At 43.6% G+C, this 15,793-nt stretch carries 13 protein-coding genes; 5 read left to right on the top strand and 8 right to left on the bottom strand.

Going from position 1 to position 15,793, the window contains the following annotated elements:
• Positions 1-213: 213 nt before the first annotated feature.
• Entirely contained in the window at positions 214-1,971 is a 1,758-nt protein-coding gene (locus AB4263_RS03290) for an ATP-dependent endonuclease (protein ID WP_372097486.1), read from the top strand.
• A 171-nt stretch (positions 1,972-2,142) separates the two neighbouring features.
• On the opposite strand, the gene AB4263_RS03285 is transcribed toward AB4263_RS03290, so the two are convergent.
• Both AB4263_RS03285 and AB4263_RS03280 read right to left on the bottom strand, forming a co-directional pair.
• Positions 2,143-2,637, bottom strand: coding sequence for a DUF1097 domain-containing protein (locus tag AB4263_RS03285; RefSeq protein ID WP_017059817.1), 495 nt, complete (start codon positions 2,635-2,637; stop codon positions 2,143-2,145).
• 205 nt (positions 2,638-2,842) lie between these two features.
• The gene (locus AB4263_RS03280) at positions 2,843-3,748 is read right to left on the bottom strand and encodes a LysR substrate-binding domain-containing protein (protein WP_102333462.1); all 906 of its coding nucleotides are present in this window, start codon (positions 3,746-3,748) and stop codon (positions 2,843-2,845) included.
• Between the two features lie 273 nt (positions 3,749-4,021).
• Between AB4263_RS03280 and focA the strand changes: the two genes are divergently transcribed.
• Positions 4,022-5,473, top strand: a complete 1,452-nt coding sequence (focA, locus tag AB4263_RS03275) for a formate transporter FocA (RefSeq protein WP_050650436.1) — start codon at positions 4,022-4,024, stop codon at positions 5,471-5,473.
• 274 nt (positions 5,474-5,747) lie between these two features.
• Here the strand turns inward: focA and AB4263_RS03270 are convergent, their stop codons facing one another.
• From AB4263_RS03270 to AB4263_RS03260, 3 genes are all read right to left on the bottom strand, one after another.
• On the bottom strand, positions 5,748-6,317 hold the full coding sequence (locus tag AB4263_RS03270; RefSeq protein ID WP_017064630.1) for a YceI family protein: 570 nt from the start codon (positions 6,315-6,317) through the stop codon (positions 5,748-5,750).
• A complete protein-coding gene (locus tag AB4263_RS03265; protein ID WP_017067366.1) occupies positions 6,314-6,853 on the bottom strand; it encodes a cytochrome b in 540 nt (179 codons plus the stop codon). Before AB4263_RS03265 ends, AB4263_RS03270 begins: the two co-directional genes overlap by 4 nt.
• Before the next feature lie 153 nt (positions 6,854-7,006).
• Positions 7,007-7,252, bottom strand: a complete 246-nt coding sequence (locus tag AB4263_RS03260) for a DUF2164 domain-containing protein (RefSeq protein ID WP_017059821.1) — start codon at positions 7,250-7,252, stop codon at positions 7,007-7,009.
• 252 nt (positions 7,253-7,504) lie between these two features.
• Here AB4263_RS03260 and AB4263_RS03255 point away from each other — a divergent pair, with 252 nt between their 5' ends.
• Both AB4263_RS03255 and AB4263_RS03250 read left to right on the top strand, forming a co-directional pair.
• A complete protein-coding gene (locus AB4263_RS03255) occupies positions 7,505-8,140 on the top strand; it encodes a hypothetical protein (RefSeq protein ID WP_017067365.1) in 636 nt (211 codons plus the stop codon).
• Between the two features lie 575 nt (positions 8,141-8,715).
• The gene (locus AB4263_RS03250; protein WP_372097484.1) at positions 8,716-9,453 is read left to right on the top strand and encodes an EAL domain-containing protein; all 738 of its coding nucleotides are present in this window, start codon (positions 8,716-8,718) and stop codon (positions 9,451-9,453) included.
• Positions 9,454-9,632: 179 nt separating this feature from the next.
• On the opposite strand, the gene AB4263_RS03245 is transcribed toward AB4263_RS03250, so the two are convergent.
• The 3 genes from AB4263_RS03245 to AB4263_RS03235 are packed head-to-tail and all read right to left on the bottom strand — an operon-like array spanning position 9,633 to position 14,832.
• The gene (locus tag AB4263_RS03245) at positions 9,633-12,692 is read right to left on the bottom strand and encodes an efflux RND transporter permease subunit (RefSeq protein WP_372097482.1); all 3,060 of its coding nucleotides are present in this window, start codon (positions 12,690-12,692) and stop codon (positions 9,633-9,635) included.
• Positions 12,689-13,744, bottom strand: coding sequence for an efflux RND transporter periplasmic adaptor subunit (locus AB4263_RS03240; protein WP_372097480.1), 1,056 nt, complete (start codon positions 13,742-13,744; stop codon positions 12,689-12,691). The genes AB4263_RS03245 and AB4263_RS03240 overlap by 4 nt, the downstream gene beginning before the upstream one ends.
• Positions 13,744-14,832, bottom strand: coding sequence for an efflux RND transporter periplasmic adaptor subunit (locus tag AB4263_RS03235; protein WP_065584249.1), 1,089 nt, complete (start codon positions 14,830-14,832; stop codon positions 13,744-13,746). Before AB4263_RS03235 ends, AB4263_RS03240 begins: the two co-directional genes overlap by 1 nt.
• Positions 14,833-14,982: 150 nt before the next feature.
• On the opposite strand from AB4263_RS03235, the gene AB4263_RS03230 reads away from it, so the two are divergent.
• Positions 14,983-15,726, top strand: coding sequence for a TetR/AcrR family transcriptional regulator (locus AB4263_RS03230; RefSeq protein WP_017064637.1), 744 nt, complete (start codon positions 14,983-14,985; stop codon positions 15,724-15,726).
• The last annotated feature ends 67 nt before the right edge of the window (positions 15,727-15,793 follow it).

Below are 15,793 nucleotides of genomic sequence, written 5' to 3'. Positions count from 1 at the left end.
TACTAGGTCGAGAATCATGACAGAATCGTGAATTTTATGAAACTGCACTGCAAAAAAATACTCGAGATAGATCAAAAATCTCATTTTGCACCGTATTAATAAACAACGGGTTTTGTGACAGGTGAGCATACCGGATTTGGATTTTTCGATTATGATTAAAGATATCTGTTAGCTTTCAAATAATTAGCAGAGCCTTCCGTTAGGAGTAAGCCTATGCAACTAGAAAGAATCGAGATTTCTGGCTTTCGAGGTATCAAGCGCATGTCACTCGCGTTTGACGAGCTAACCACGCTTATTGGTGAAAATACTTGGGGTAAGTCTTCATTATTGGATGCCCTTTCCGTCATTCTGCCCTCAGACGGTGTGCCATATCACTTTGAAATGACCGATTTTCATGTCGATTACTCTGTTTCACACCCGCAGTCTCAACATCTTCAAATTGTTCTCGCTTTAAAAGCTAACGATAAGAGCGAACTTAACGCAGGTCGTTATCGCAAACTCAAACCTATTTGGGTTCAAGATGAATTTGGCGTATTTCGCATCTACTATCGCATCAGCGCGACGTTAGAACAGTATGAGACAACAACACACTATGCATTTCTTGGTTTGGACGGTAATCCGCTCAAGCTTCATCATTCAGAAAAGCTTGCTCAAGAATTAATGACCTTACATCCCGTTATCCGTTTGCGTGATGCAAGGCACTTTGATCGTCCTTTCAACGGCAAGTCCCTTAACCACAATGCTCACCTGCCGACTAATGTTCACGCAACTAATGCAAATTCAAACGGGAACGGGAACGGGAACCATCACACGAGCAATGGCACAACAAATGGAAACGGCGCCAATAACGGTAATGGTCGACAAGCAAGAATAGAAAAACGAATAGACAACACCTGCCGCCGTCTTATGGCGATACCCGGACATGTTAATAAAGGTGAAATGCGTAGTAGCCTAGAGTCGATGCAAAGTCTGATTGAGCACTATTTTTCTTTCAAAAGTACTTCTCGTCGTAACCCTAGAAAACAGCGAGACGGATTGCTTTATTCTGCGGGTGCCAATGATCAGAGTATTCATCAACTTGTCGAAGAGACCAAGAACAAACAAACTCGCTTATTATTCATGGGGTTACTTAACGCTTATCTACAAGCTAAAGGGCCAAACGACTTAAGGCGATGTGCGCGCCCTCTTTTGATCCTTGAAGATCCAGAGGGTCGACTGCACCCAACACACTTGGCAAGGGCTTGGAGCTTGATGCAGAAATTGCCCATGCAGAAAATCCTGACCACCAACAGTGGCGACCTACTTGCGGCGGTCCCACTTCAATCGATTCGTCGCTTGGTTCGTCAGTCAGACAAAACCATCGCCAATCAACTCAACATGAACCATTTCAGTAAGGATGAACTTCGACGAATTGGTTTTCATATCCGCTTCCACCGCTCTGGGGCACTATTTGCTCGCTGTTGGCTATTAGTAGAAGGTGAAACCGAGGTTTGGTTGTTCAATGAACTTGCCAACCAATGTGGCTATAACCTAGCAGCAGAAGGTGTGCAGATTATTGAGTTCGCCCAATCAGGACTTAAGGCACTGATTAAGGTCGCGCAAGAGTTTGGCATCGATTGGCATGTGGTAACTGACGGCGATGCGGCGGGTAAAAAATACGCAGCAACGGTGCTATCGAAGCTTGGTAATGATCAGGAAAGACATCGACTCACGGAACTGCCAGATAAAGATATCGAGCATTACCTATATATGAATGGATTTGAGAGCTTTTTCCGTGACATGGTTAAGATTCCATACGATCACCCTATCCCTCCAAAGAAAGTGGTTGCCAAGGTATTGAAGAAACATGCAAAACCCGACCTTGCACTCGCCATTGTTTCTCATTGCGAGAATCAAGGACAAGAATGCATTCCGCTTTTATTAAGGTGGACATTAAAACGCGTGATCACCATGGCGAATGGAAATACCTAAACATAATTTGTTTTATAGATGCTATCAGTTGCTCTACTGATGAAATATTTAGCTAGTCACCTCAACCAAAAAAGGCACACCAAACGGTGTGCCTGTATAAATCGATATACAAATTAATTGGGGGTTATCTTGCAAGAGTTCACAGTGACTAACTAAGGTTAGGCTAACGAATTAAGCCTTTGCCTGTTTAGCGTGTTGTTCAACAACTTCCGAAGATTGAGTCGATTTCTCGTGAAGCCATAGCCCCGTTGCTTTCATCAAGTATCCAAATACACCACCAAGCAGTAAAGATGGCACTACAAGTTGCCAATCACCACCTGCAGCAAACGTCGCACAGCAACCAATGAAGGTGCCTGGGATATAACCTAGCCACGCTTGTTTCGCTTGAATACACATAAAGAAAGCCACAATAGCAGTAATCATGTAGCCTAAAATCTCTAACCCTGCGAAGGTTGAGCTTTCGATAATCACCATTGCCCAGAATACGCCAGTCATGTTGGTCAATAGGCTACCTGCAAGTCCTTTAACGCCGCCTGTTGGCGAAGCAAAGTAACTGGTGCAACCTAAGAAACCTGCCCATGACAATAAGCCGAAAGAGATAGCAATCCATCCCCATAGACCTGACAAAATACCTGTTGTTAATGAAATCGCGACTAATGTACTCATACTATTTCTAAAGCCTAATTACGTAATTGAACGCAACCGGATTTAGCCTCACTTAAAATCAAGTAAGCATACTATGGGAAGATAGCCCTTATTTAGCCGATCACGATCACATTAATAATGTATGAAGTTGTTCATTTATCACTAGATAGAGACCGGAATCGCTTATTCAACACATTTAGTTATTAGCATTGGTGTTGAATAGCGGCTAAAGAACCGACCGTTTGCCTTTCATCATGCGCTTACCTTCACGCTTGATACATTCAGCAAGTGGGTTCTCTGCCATGTCAGCACGCCAAATAAAGGACAAGGTTCTTTCCATTTCAAGCTCAGAAACATTCAACGTCACAAGTTGACCTGACTCAACAAACTGTTCGACATCTAGATAAGGTAAACACGTTAAATATGGGCCGTTTGCAACCAAACTTCTTAAAACAGGAACGTGTTCATACTCTCGCCATACATCGAGATCGCCAATTAAATGGTGAATAGAGCTATCAAAAACTTTGCGAGTACCCGAACCATGTTCGCGTAATACCCACTTTGCTTGTTCTAATTGTGCCAAGCTGACTCGTTCACGCTTCGCAAACGGGTGATGAGCCGATGCAACCACCGTTAAATGGTCGGTACACCACACTTCTTGGTGAACTCGGTTGTCATCACAACGACCTTCGATAACACCCAAGTCATATTGATAATCTAATACACCATCAATGACTGCGTCGGTACTTTGCACGCCAAGCGAGATTCGCATCTCAGGAAAGTCGTTATCAATAATACTGATGAGATCCGGAACGAGGTGTTCCGCTGGAGTTTGGCTAGCACCTAATTTGAGTTCGCCACTCAACAAATGCTGCTCGTAAAAACCCATCTCAATTTGCTGCGCATCTTGCAGTAAACGCTTCGCTTTTGGTCTTAACCACATGCCCCAATGAGTCAGGGCCATTTGCTTGCCCTGCCTTTCAAACAAAGGCCTGCCGAGCATTTTTTCCAACTGTGCAAGAGACATACTTGTTGCTGACTGAGTCAACGCCAATTTGTCTGCTGCCTGACTAACGCTCCCGGAGTCTGCTACTGCATCAAATACCGCGAGTTGCTTTAATGAATAACGCAAAATTCATCCTTAATGCTTTTAATTATTTGTGTCCTGATGCTCGTTTTTTATAAAGCCAATGAGCAATCAATTTCATTCTACGCGTAACCAAATCTATATCAATAAATTTGATGTGGTTTCTAAAAATTATCAATTTTACCTCTACCCCTCAACGCCCTAATCTGGAATGGCAGGACACAACGAGCCCTGCAAAACATTACTGATTAACCATTACGGATTAACCAGGTCATTAACACTAGGAATTACACATGACGGATTGTTCAAGGGGGGGATATGGCAACCAGCACTTCTGAAAATCATCAACTGTTCTCACCAACAGAAATGATGGCGGAAGCAGAGAAGTTTGCATTAAGTAAAGCAAATAAAACCAGCAGCATGACATTGAGTTTGGCAATCATGGCTGGCGCATTCATCGGGCTTGCTTTTTTATTCTACATCACGGTAACCACGGGCAGCGCTGATGCTGGATGGGGACTGAGTCGCTTAGCCGGCGGTCTTGCCTTCAGTATGGGTTTGATCTTGATTGTGATTTGCGGTGGTGAGCTATTTACCAGCTCAGTGTTATCAAGCATCTCATGGGCTAACAAGCAAATCACCTTCACTAAGATGCTGTCTATCTGGGGCAAGGTGTATGTCGGCAACTTTATCGGTGCCATGTTCCTATTGGCTTTGGTAAGCGCAGCAGGCTTGTATCAACTGGATGGCGGGCAATGGGGCTTAAACGCTTTAAACATTGCTCAACACAAGCTACACCACACCCCAGTTCAAGCGTTTGCTTTGGGTGTGCTTTGTAACTTGTTGGTGTGTTTAGCGATTTGGTTAACGTTCAGCTCTGCTAACGCAATGACCAAAGCAATGATGACCGTGTTACCCGTTGCAATGTTCGTAAGCTCAGGCTTTGAACACTGTGTGGCGAATATGTTCATGGTTCCGCTAGGCATCACGATTCAAGCATTCGCACCAGAAAGCTTCTGGATGCAAATCGGCGCAACACCAGCCCAGTATGCAGACCTAAACGTCATGCAATTTGTCACCGCAAACTTAATACCAGTGACAATCGGCAACATCGTAGGTGGTTCAGTATTGGTCGGCTTAGCGAACTGGAGCATCTACCGTCGCCCACAACTTAAAGCAGCAAAAATTACCGCTATTACACAAACAACAGAAATTACGTCAGTTAAGGAAATTACTATGAACACAGCAACTACTATCAAGCAAATCATGAACACTCAACCAATTACACTGAGCGTAGAAATGCCAACATCAGTCGCGATTGATACACTTTTAGACGCGCAACTTGTTAGCGCTCCTGTTTGCGATGTTGAAGGTCGTCTAGTGGGTATCTTCTCTGTTCATGACGTAATGGTTGACCTTTGGTGCCAAGATTACATCCCAACTAAAGGCCAAAAAGTTGTAGACCTAATGAGCCGTGACGTTGTGGCAATCGATGCAAACGACAAGCTAGTAGACGTTGCTGAGTTCCTATGCATCGACAAAGAGCAACTGTACCCGACGACAAGCATGGGCTTCGCAACTCGCTTGACATCTCTTTCTCTAGAAGAGCGTGCAAAAGCGATGAAAGTAAGCCAACCACATATGCTTCCAGTGTTAGAAAATGGCGTGATGGTGGGTGTGTTGACTCGCATTGAAGTGATGCAAGCACTGCGTCCAATCTACGGTGACCGACTAAACGTGGTTCCTCAAGCTGAACTAGAAACAGCTTAACTAATCGTAAGTTGAACTATTAGGGATTAGTAGTTCAATTAGATAACTCAGTCATGGCAACGTTGACTGGCTAGAGGCAAATGGTGGCTTTTAACGTACTAAACGGTTTGACACAAAACAGACCTAAACGCGTTGCCATTTATCTCAATAAAAAAGGCGCAAAGTGAAAACTTTGCGCCTTTCTCTATTTCTAACTGCTGACCTATTTAGTATCGACCAAACTTTTGATATTTCTAAATAATGTTGATACCTGTCAGAGAGCTAGAAAGCTAGATTACTTTTTTACGCCTTCAACGTGTAGTTCCATGTCTACATAGCTTGAAGCGCCCATTACTGGAATGTTGAAGTCAGCAAGTTCTAGACGAGTTGTACCCACGAAACCAGCACGCTCACCGCCCCAAGGGTCTTGACCAGCACCGATGAATTCAGCTTCGATAACGATTGGCTTAGTTACGCCGTGAAGCTTAAGGTCACCCATTACTTCAAGTTTGCCGTTGCCTTTATCAACCACTTTTGTGCTGTTGAAAGTAGCGTCAGAGAATTTACCTGCATCAATGAAGTCAGAGCTACGGATGTGCTTGTCACGCTCTGCGTGGTTTGAATCAAGGCTTGTTGTATCAATAGTTACGTTTACTTTTGATGCTTCAACGTTGCTTTCATCAAATGAGAAATCACCTGAGAATGTGTTAAAACGGCCTTGGATAAAGCTATAACCTAGGTGGCTAACTTTAAAGTTAACTGAAGCATGCGCACCTTTTGTATCAATCACGTAATCAGCGGCGTTCGCAGCGAAAGGCATTGCCATAGCAAATGCTAATCCTGTAGCGATAATTGACTTTTTCATTTTGAAGCTCCTATCATTTTTCGTAGCGTATCGTCTTTGTCGATAACGTGGTGTTTTATCGCCGCTAAGGCGTGCACTGATGCCATAATGATCAGTACCCATGCAGCATAGTAGTGAACCGTACCTGCGAGATCAGATTGGTTTGCAAACAGTTCGCCCATACTTGGTACAGTGAACCAATTGAATACCTCTATCCCGCGGCCATCTGATGTCGAAATCAAATAACCTGAAATAAACAAAACCGCTAAGTTGATGTACATGAAGCCGTGAGCGATCTTCGCTGCTGCAACTTCATAGCTTTTACCTTCCACTTTAGGTGACGCGGTAACTAGTTTCCAGACCAAGCGGATAACGGTAACGGCAGCCAAAAGAATGCCTACCGAGCGGTGATAGTCTGGCGCTGTTTTGTACCACTCGCTGTAGTATGAAAGATCAACCATCCACAGGCCTACACCAAATAAGCCAAATACCGCGAGAGCTGAAATCCAATGCATCGCTCTTGCTAAAGGGTTGTAATTTCTAACGTTGTTGTCCATGCATCTCTTCCGAATGTTAACGAGTAGTGTAGTTTCGAAAAGCGTACCCTACACCAAGTTTGTGTAACATATTATTTACCAAGCTTTACATTGGTAACATCATTTCAAATTAAACGAGTTATTCAAATTATTTGAACAAGTTTGGGCTAAACGTTAGATTTCAACGATTTGTTCGATCTCGTAAAGCTCATCTGAGATATCTAACATTTTACGTTCCATGACTTTTTGAGCGTCTTCTATCCCTTTGTTGTAGTAAACCGCCCCAAACTTTTTACTTATGAAATCGACCAAGAATTCTGTGTCGAACTGACCAAGCTCCACATCGAGTTCATCCTGCAGGTACTTTTGGAGCGTATGAGTAAGCTCAGACTTTTGTTTCGAATCTAATTGAATGGTCATGAATGTTTCCAAATAAAGAGTAAGTAGATCAATTGTGATTTGCTGACTAGACTATAGTCGAGGTAACTAGCTAGAATTCCTCATAATTTAGAATACAGACCTGTAGAGCGCCAGTGCTATCCATAAAATCACTCAGCAATGGTTAATTTTGATAGAGAGATCAAGAACTCGCACTTTGACGATAGGTAACGGAACCGCAATTACCGTACTATTGCCCATCAATAAGATAGTAGCTGTGTATAAGGGACTTCATTGTTATTAGATCTAGTGATTAAAAGCGTTAATCAATTTCAAGACGATTGCCTAAAGCTCTGTGAACGCCACTACCCTACTGTACACAATCAAGGGATCAGTGAGCACCATATAGGTAAGGCATTTGCCCGCCGAATGGAGCACACCTTCGTTAGCTTTAATCATGCAAGCAACATCAGCCCACTTGAAATGCTTTCCTCTAGAGAAACGCCTCGACACTTCCGAATATCTTCCGAAATCGGTACCGTTTGGATGATCAGTCATCATATGGTGAGCGCCGGGAAAACATGTCGTAGAAAGTTGATGTTGGACATCCATAATTGGCAACAAGAGTATGGATTTTCCATTCAACCCAATGACGTTTTGATCATTGTCTCCGACCATTGGATTAGCCGAAGTAAAAACAGTGGCGAATTATTGCATTGGTGGATGGGTGAACTCCCAGATGAGATCACGGAATATAGTCAACAAGGTATCACGCTAAGAGAGAGTGATTCTCAATTTGCTACTGACTTAAATAATAATTTTAAAATCAGCCCTTGCTTCATTAAATTTGGACACCCTTTAAAGCGGTCAGGAAATCAACAACTGGTTCGTAAATATCTGCAACTTTACGCAGTACTTCAATGGCAGTAAGAATACGGGTCAACTTTTTTAATCAGTCTTGAAAGTAAATAGTTAGACCTCCATCCCAACATTTTATAAAAGATAACTCATTCCCTGTTCATTAATTATTCGAACTTCCTGTTTTAATTATTAATAGCCGATCGACTCACAGTCTCGATTTTGAGAGATAGATATCATTTCTGTGTAACTCGCTTAGTCAATCTATTTTATAACTTTGACACTCCCCCATAATTTAAGCCATTAACCCTACTTTTCTCTGGTGTATCAGCGTTCTAGCCTTATATTGGTTGGGGTTAATATGTGAGACGTTACTTAGCCATTAGATTCACTTAAACTATCAAACACAGCCAGTGATAAGTAAATTTAATGGTTAATGTCATTTATCATGCTGATTTTTCGTTAGTTATATTAATTTAAATATTGACGTTACAAATGAATTTTTATCAATTGACAATTTAGTAACACCTGTCAATATTGTGACAGCCGTGACGTATATTCTCGTCATTAAATAAACACCTTTATTAGCGACTATGATTTTATCAGACAGAAGTGAATTTATTAGCTGTATATCTGTGGATGCCGATATGCAGTTTATTGCGAAATATCAAGACCTAACACTTAGAAGTGTCTACCAACCTATATTTGATTCTTCTATGACTCAGATAGGTGTAGAGGCTTTAGTTCGAATTTCGAACAGCAAAGGTGCCATTGTTCGCCCTGATCACTTCTTTCATTCCGACGAAACCTCATGCACAGACAAAATTAATGTCGAGAGGCTGAGCCGAGCCATTCATATACGCAACTTCGCACAGTCGACTATTCGTCATTTACACCTATTCTTGAATGTTCTTCCTAATGTTGGCGAGTTATTTGCCGCAGAGAAAGTGAGCGATAGCTTGTTAGCTAAGCGCCTGCATGAGCTTAACTTATCGTGCGAACAAATTGTGATGGAGTTGGTCGAGCTTAATGTAGAGAGTGAAGAACGTTTGAAAGACGCAGCCCATTCATTGGCGGAAAATGGTTTTCAAATCGCTGTTGATGATTTCGGAACACAAGCATCAACCGAACAACGCGTTCGTCACATTAACCCTCATATCATCAAGATAGACCGCTCGGTTATGTTGGACTTTGAACAAGGCGACACTCGAGAAATGGAGTTAGTGCTTGATCTTGCAAACCAAATTGGCGCAAAGACAGTGATTGAAGGCATAGAAACCCAACAACAACTCCAAGCGATGCAGAGCTTAGGCTTCAATATGTATCAAGGCTATCACTTAGCCATGCCAAAGCCGATTGAATTAGACATACGCCTAGCAATCTAGAATTGCCCTATTGTTCTTAAAGCCGCTTGCCCATTGAGTAGCGGATTTTTTAATGCTTGCCTATTCGTACCCTCTTACCGCTCTCACGTGTCAACACATTTCAGGACGGGACAACACGCATAAAAAACCCAGTCAAATTTGACTGGGCTGGCTTAAAAGAATCTGTTTTATATCATTCCCTAATAACCCGCAGTGGACGGTTTGATTCTATATAAAATAGCGAACATCACCGGTACTACTATTAGCGTTAGTACGGTAGCAAAGCCTAAGCCTGCCATGATGGTAATCGCCATCGAGCCGAAAAATGCATCGAATACCAAAGGAATCATACCCAAGATAGTCGTTAATGCTGCCATAGATACCGGTCGTACACGACTAATCGCACTGTCGACAACCGCTAAATATGGGTCTTTACCTGTTGATAGCTCACTGTTGATCTGGTCAAGCAGTACAATGCCGTTCTTCAAAATCATGCCGCTTAGACTCAATAAGCCAAGGAACGCTGTGAAGCTGAATGGCATATTGGTACCTAACAGACCAATTGAAACACCAATGATAGAGAGTGGAACCGTAAACCAAATCACAAGCGGCTTACGAACCGAGTTAAACAGAAGCATCGTGATGATAAACATCAGCAAATAACCCATTGGCAGTGAACCAAACAGAGATTCTTGCGCATCTTTAGAGCTTTCGTACTCACCACCCCAGCTAATGCTGTAGCCTTCTGGTAAATCTAATGCTTCTACCTTTGGTTTCACACGAGCAAACAGACTCGCTGGCGTTTCATAACCAAGAACATCGTGGTCAGCCAATACTGTTAGCGTACGTTTTCTGTCGCGACGCTGAATCAGTGGCTCAGACCATTGAAGCTCTACGCCATCAATCACTTGCTCAACTGGGATGTAAGTTTGTAGTGATGGGCTCCAAATCTTCACATTGTTTAGCGATTCGAAATCAAAACGCTCTTCTTCCGGTAAACGCGCCACGATAGGTAACATATGAGTACCATCACGCAGTAGGCCGATGTTGTAACCGCCAAACGCCATCTGTAATGTCTCAGACAAGTCAGTTTTTGAAATGCCTAGGCGACGAGCCTTAGATTCGTTGAACAGTGGTACAAGTTCTTTAGTGCGTTCACGCCAGTCATGACGAACATTTCGAGAGCCTGGATCGGCAAGCAAGATGTCTTCGACTTCAACTGCAATGTTACGCAGTACTTGTGGATCGGCACCGATAATACGCGCTTCAATTTTTGAAGCGGGTGACGGACCAAACTCAATCAACTTGAACTGGAACGTTGGTTGCTCAAATTCGTTCGCTAAGTCTTTGTCTAGCGCCGCTAGAGCCTTAAACATAGTGTCGCGGTCAGTGGTTCTTACTTGTAACTGGGCGTACGCTTCGTAGCTTTTCTCTGGTTGGTAAGTCAGTGCGAAACGTTGCATGCCCTGCCCAACCGTTGTCGTTACAAACTCCACGTCGTCTTGCTGGCGAATGTAGCTTTCAACTTTTTCTGTCTGCTTGATCGTTTCACGAACATCGGTACCTTCTGGCATCCACATGTCTACGTAAAACATTGGGGTATTTGACGGCGGGAAGAACTGCTGCTTCACCATACCAAAACCGACGACAGAAACTGCTAATAAAGCGACCATACTAACTACAGTAAGCCATCTAAATCGAAGTGCTACTTTCAGACACGCACCGAATACCACAAACAGGATGCCTTTGTATGGGTCTTCGTTCTCATCTACCTTGTCTTCTTCTTTAAGCAACATCTCGGCAAGGAATGGCGTTAGTGTTAGTGCAGTTACCCAACTCAAAAACAGTGAGAAACACAGTACCCAAAACAGTGAACCCATGAATTCGCCTGTCGCATCCTTCGACAAACCAATCGGTGCAAACGCTGTGATAGCGATAATGGTCGCACCTAACAGTGGCCATTGTGTTTGCTTGACGATGTCTTTCGCTGCTTGAAGCTTGGTTTTGCCTTTCTTCAAGCCCACCAAAATACCTTCAACGACAACAATCGCATTATCCACCAGCATACCCAGCGCGATGATCAGTGCCCCCAGAGAGATGCGGTGCAGTTCAACATCGTTGTAATCCATCAGGATGAAGGTACCGAATACCGTCAATAGAAGAACCAAACCGATGATCAAACCACTGCGTAAGCCCATTGCGAACAACAATACAATGATAACGATGGCTACCGCTTCAACTAGGCTGATTAAGAAGTCAGCCACAGATTTGTCTACTTCTTGCGCTTGGTTGTAGAAGTAATTCAGTTCTACACCCGCTGGCTTAATGCTTTCTAGGCGATCCAGTTCCGCATCCAGTGCTTTACCAATCTCAACCACGTTTACACCAGAAGAGAACGCAATACCCAAGTTGATTGCTGGTTTACCGTTGTACGTTAATACATTGCCCGGCTTTTCTTGAATACCACGAGTTACTTCAGCGACATCTTTCAAGCGAATCAGGTTACCTGTATCGCGACCATGAATGATCAGGTTTTCTAGTTCTTCAACCGTGCTTAAGGTGCCGTTTGGCTTGATCGTAAGGCTTTGACCATTCAGCATCACCTCGCCTGCCGATACCACACTGTTTTGCTGTGCTAGCAGTGACGTAACCGTCGACATATCTAGGTTCAATGCGGCTAAGCGTTCCAGTGACATCTCAACAAACAGTTGTTCTTGTTGGTCACCTGCAATGCTTACTTTACCGACACCGTCGACCAGTTCGATTTCACGCGTTAGGTAATCTGCGTACTGTTTGAGCTCAACGTAATCGTAACCATCACCGGTCAGCATGATCATCACACCAAACACATCACCAAAATCATCGATGATCTGAACGGAATTTACACCACTTGGAAGTGTTGGTTGTAGATCGTTGATCTTACGGCGCATTTCATCCCAGATCTGAGGCAGCTCGTCTGGACCGTAGTCCATCTTCATACTGACCATAATTTGGGACATACCGTTCGATGATGTCGAGGTAATCTTGTCGATGTACGGAAGCTGTCTTATCTCTTTTTCTAGTGGGTAAGTCAGCTCTTCTTCAACTTCCATTGACGTAGCGCCAGGGTAAGTTGAAATAATCATTGCATCTTTAATGGTAAAAGCTGGGTCTTCTAAACGGGATAGATTACCAAAAGACGTCACACCGCCAATGGCCAAAATGACTAGAAACAGCCAGCTGATTACTTTGTTCTTTATTGAATATTCTGCGATGTTCATTCTGCTTTTCCTGACAATTGGATTCCGTCACGGAGTTTTCTTAAATTCGAATTTACGAGTAGCTCACCTTGCTCAACACCATGAGCGATGAGTGCGCCTTGGCCACTGATCTTGTCGACTTCTACTTCGCTTTTGAATGCTTGTCCGTCTTCCATTTTCCACACATAGAACTGATTCGCTTCAGAGCCCGCTTCTAGCGTTGTCATTGGTAACTGGTAGCCTTGAACATCGCTCAGGCCCGCTTTCGCCATATCTACATTGACCGTAACGCTCGTGCCCGGCAGAATTTCACTTTCAGGCTGCTGCATCTGCATCCAAAACTCGTAGGTACGGGATTGTGGGTGCAGTTCACTGGTGTGTTCAAGATACGTCAGTGGATACTGGCCTGTGTGACCGCCAAAGGTCGCCTCAGGACGATAGCTATTTGAACGCATGTCTGGGCTAATTGACGCCAAGATCGAATCTGATACTTGAATTCGCACATACACCTTGTCGCTCTGGTACACACTCAGTAGTGTTTCTCCAGGCGTCGTATTTTCGAATCGTTGCTTATCGACAGTTGAAACTGTTCCTGAGAACGGCGCTAAAAGTTCTGTGTAACTCAGCTTGCGTTTCGCCGCCGCCAAATTCGCCGATGCGAGCTTATAGTTAGCCGTCAGTTGGTCGTGTTCTGATTGCGATAACATTTCGCTGCCAAACATCTCCGTTCCACGGGCCAACTGTTTGCTTGCCAGTTTGAATTGAGATTGAGCATCAGTCAGATCTTGTACGTACGTTGCGTTATCTAAGGTGGCTAATAACTGCCCTTTTTCGACGTTATCGCCCGCTTCGACTAGTACTTGTTGAATCTCGCCTGCAAGCTTAAATGCCAAGGGAGTCAATTCAGCTGGCATCACCTGTCCATTAAAACTTCTGAACTGATTAGTCAGCGGCGCGCCAACTTCAAAGGTAGAAACCAACAAAGGCGGTTGTTCACGGTGTACAGCTTCATTGTTACAGGCTTGAAGTAACAGAACCGACGCGACAACAACTGATAATTTTGAAAGGTTCATTAAATACCGCCCTCACGAAGCCAAGCTTTTACTTGTTGTCCGTCTGATAACGCATCCACACCCGCTTCAACGATAAGGTCACCAGACGACAATCCGTCGATAACCTTGCCTTGCTCATCAAGAAGGACTTGTACTTTAGAAATCAGTTGAGAGTCAGGGTTATAACGCCATAGTTCACCATGGCCTACGTCTTTGTTTAACCAAGCTGAATCCACAATACCAATGCCGTAGTCAGATTTACTTTTCTGAACTTCAACTTGCGCTGTCATACCAGAAAGTAGATTGATGCCTTCTGGCTTTTCGATAGACACAACCGCTTGGTAGCTGTTGGTATCTTCATCTGGTTGCGTTGAGATTTCTTTAAAGCGAGTCGGGATACGAATGCCGCGGTGGCTGTCCATCACAACCCACATGTTTGAGCTCGTTAGGTCTTGAATAGAACGGTCTTCAAGCTTTGATACTGGAATTGAAAACGTCACATCCATTTCACTGTGATTCAAAATATTCAGTACAGGCTGCTTTTCTGCGATCAATTGATATTGCTTTCCAAACACCATCGATACCACGCCATCGAATGGAGCAACTAAGGTAGTGTAGCCAAGGTTTGTTTTTGCTTGGTCCAACTCAACTTCAGCGGCAGTAAAGGTGTTTACGGCTTGGTCGTAGTAATCGGTACTGACCAGTTTTTTCGCATACAACTCAGAAGCTTGTTTGTATTGGCTGTTCGCCAGATCAAATTTAGCTTGGGCTGCGTCAACGGCAATACGGTAATCCGTCGCGTCTAATACGGCTAACACCTGACCTTTCTTCACTTCTTGTCCCATACGAACATCGAAGGTTTCTATATCTCCACCCACTTGGAAAGAAAGTGCCGCACGGTCGGTTGCATCAACCTTTGCAATGAAGCTATCGAGATCAATATCAGTCTGTTGTGGGATTTCGAACAGCTTGACTGGCTTGATTACCTGCACATTTTCCTCTGACTGAACTTTGTCACATCCAGTTAGAGAGCCTGCGAGCAATAGTGCTGCAATAACAGCTCCCATGCGCTTGCTCGATATGGCATTGATCGACAAATTGAACTGCATGATGCCTCTCCGTTTAATTATTATGATTTATTACACAGGTGGGCAGTATATTTAATATTAAATAATTCTCAAGCTTTACTTTCCACTTGTGCAGTATTTTTTATTTCAGTAAAAACAGTGTAGAATGTTGTAATCAGGTAATTATGTGAAATGAAGATGACCGAAAAGAAACAAGGTAGAAGAAGCGCAAAAGACGCTGAAGAGACTAGATTTTTGATCATGAGCGTTGCCGCAGACATGTTCTGTGACTTTGGCTACGATCGTGTATCACTGCGAAACATCAGTGAAAAGGCAGGCGTCTCGCATAGCCTTATCCGCCACCACTTTGGTAGCAAAGAAAAGATTTGGCATGCAATAAGTGATTGTTTACACGATTATTTTCAGTCTTACATCAGTAAGATTATGGAAGAGCTGCCAAAAGATGTTGCGCCAAATATCGCTATCTACCTGTTTAGCATGCGTCTGTTCACCAACATGATTCACTCACGTAGGCCAATGCAGCTTATTTCAGACTCTGTTCGCCAAGAAGACAACCTAGTTGATTACTTCATCGACAATGTCGGCGATGTTGAAAAAGAGATTAACGGGCTTGCCGCTGAGTACAATGCAGCTAACCCAGACAAAATGATCAACATTTACGAAGTTAAATGGCAAATGATCATGTACGCAAACGGCGCTGTATGCCTCACTCCCTTTATGGAAAGCACTTGGAATGAAGGTGATATGGTCACCTCACCCGAAGACGCCCTACTTAAGCATTGGCAGCTTTTCAACACGCAGATGGTCAGCAAGTTCAATATTGATGAAGAGTGGGCTCTAAATCCAACCTCGATTGAAGAGCTGATTTATGAAGTGCCATGTGAATGGAAGTGTAACCAGGAACATAAAGCTTAATCGGGTTCATACCCATGATGAGCTTATAAGATACAAAAACGCGCCGTTACAGAAGTCACTGTAACGG

The sequence above is a fragment of the Vibrio sp. 10N.261.55.C5 genome (genome assembly GCF_041470505.1).
GTDB lineage: Bacteria > Pseudomonadota > Gammaproteobacteria > Enterobacterales > Vibrionaceae > Vibrio > Vibrio crassostreae_C.
The sequence above is the reverse complement of the archived record's forward strand: the minus strand, read 5'-3'. Positions and strand labels throughout refer to the sequence as shown.

Excerpts from the sequence above, each read along its gene's own strand:
- focA (WP_050650436.1), top strand. The coding sequence starts at position 4,022 with ATGGCAACCAGCACTTCTGAAAATCATCAACTGTTCTCACCAACAGAA.
- AB4263_RS03240 (WP_372097480.1), bottom strand. The coding sequence starts at position 13,744 with ATGAACCTTTCAAAATTATCAGTTGTTGTCGCGTCGGTTCTGTTACTT.
- AB4263_RS03270 (WP_017064630.1), bottom strand. The coding sequence starts at position 6,317 with ATGAAAAAGTCAATTATCGCTACAGGATTAGCATTTGCTATGGCAATG.
- AB4263_RS03260 (WP_017059821.1), bottom strand. The coding sequence starts at position 7,252 with ATGACCATTCAATTAGATTCGAAACAAAAGTCTGAGCTTACTCATACG.
- AB4263_RS03265 (WP_017067366.1), bottom strand. The coding sequence starts at position 6,853 with ATGGACAACAACGTTAGAAATTACAACCCTTTAGCAAGAGCGATGCAT.
- AB4263_RS03230 (WP_017064637.1), top strand. The coding sequence starts at position 14,983 with ATGAAGATGACCGAAAAGAAACAAGGTAGAAGAAGCGCAAAAGACGCT.
- AB4263_RS03285 (WP_017059817.1), bottom strand. The coding sequence starts at position 2,637 with ATGAGTACATTAGTCGCGATTTCATTAACAACAGGTATTTTGTCAGGT.
- AB4263_RS03245 (WP_372097482.1), bottom strand. The coding sequence starts at position 12,692 with ATGAACATCGCAGAATATTCAATAAAGAACAAAGTAATCAGCTGGCTG.
- AB4263_RS03250 (WP_372097484.1), top strand. The coding sequence starts at position 8,716 with ATGCAGTTTATTGCGAAATATCAAGACCTAACACTTAGAAGTGTCTAC.
- AB4263_RS03235 (WP_065584249.1), bottom strand. The coding sequence starts at position 14,832 with ATGCAGTTCAATTTGTCGATCAATGCCATATCGAGCAAGCGCATGGGA.
- AB4263_RS03290 (WP_372097486.1), top strand. The coding sequence starts at position 214 with ATGCAACTAGAAAGAATCGAGATTTCTGGCTTTCGAGGTATCAAGCGC.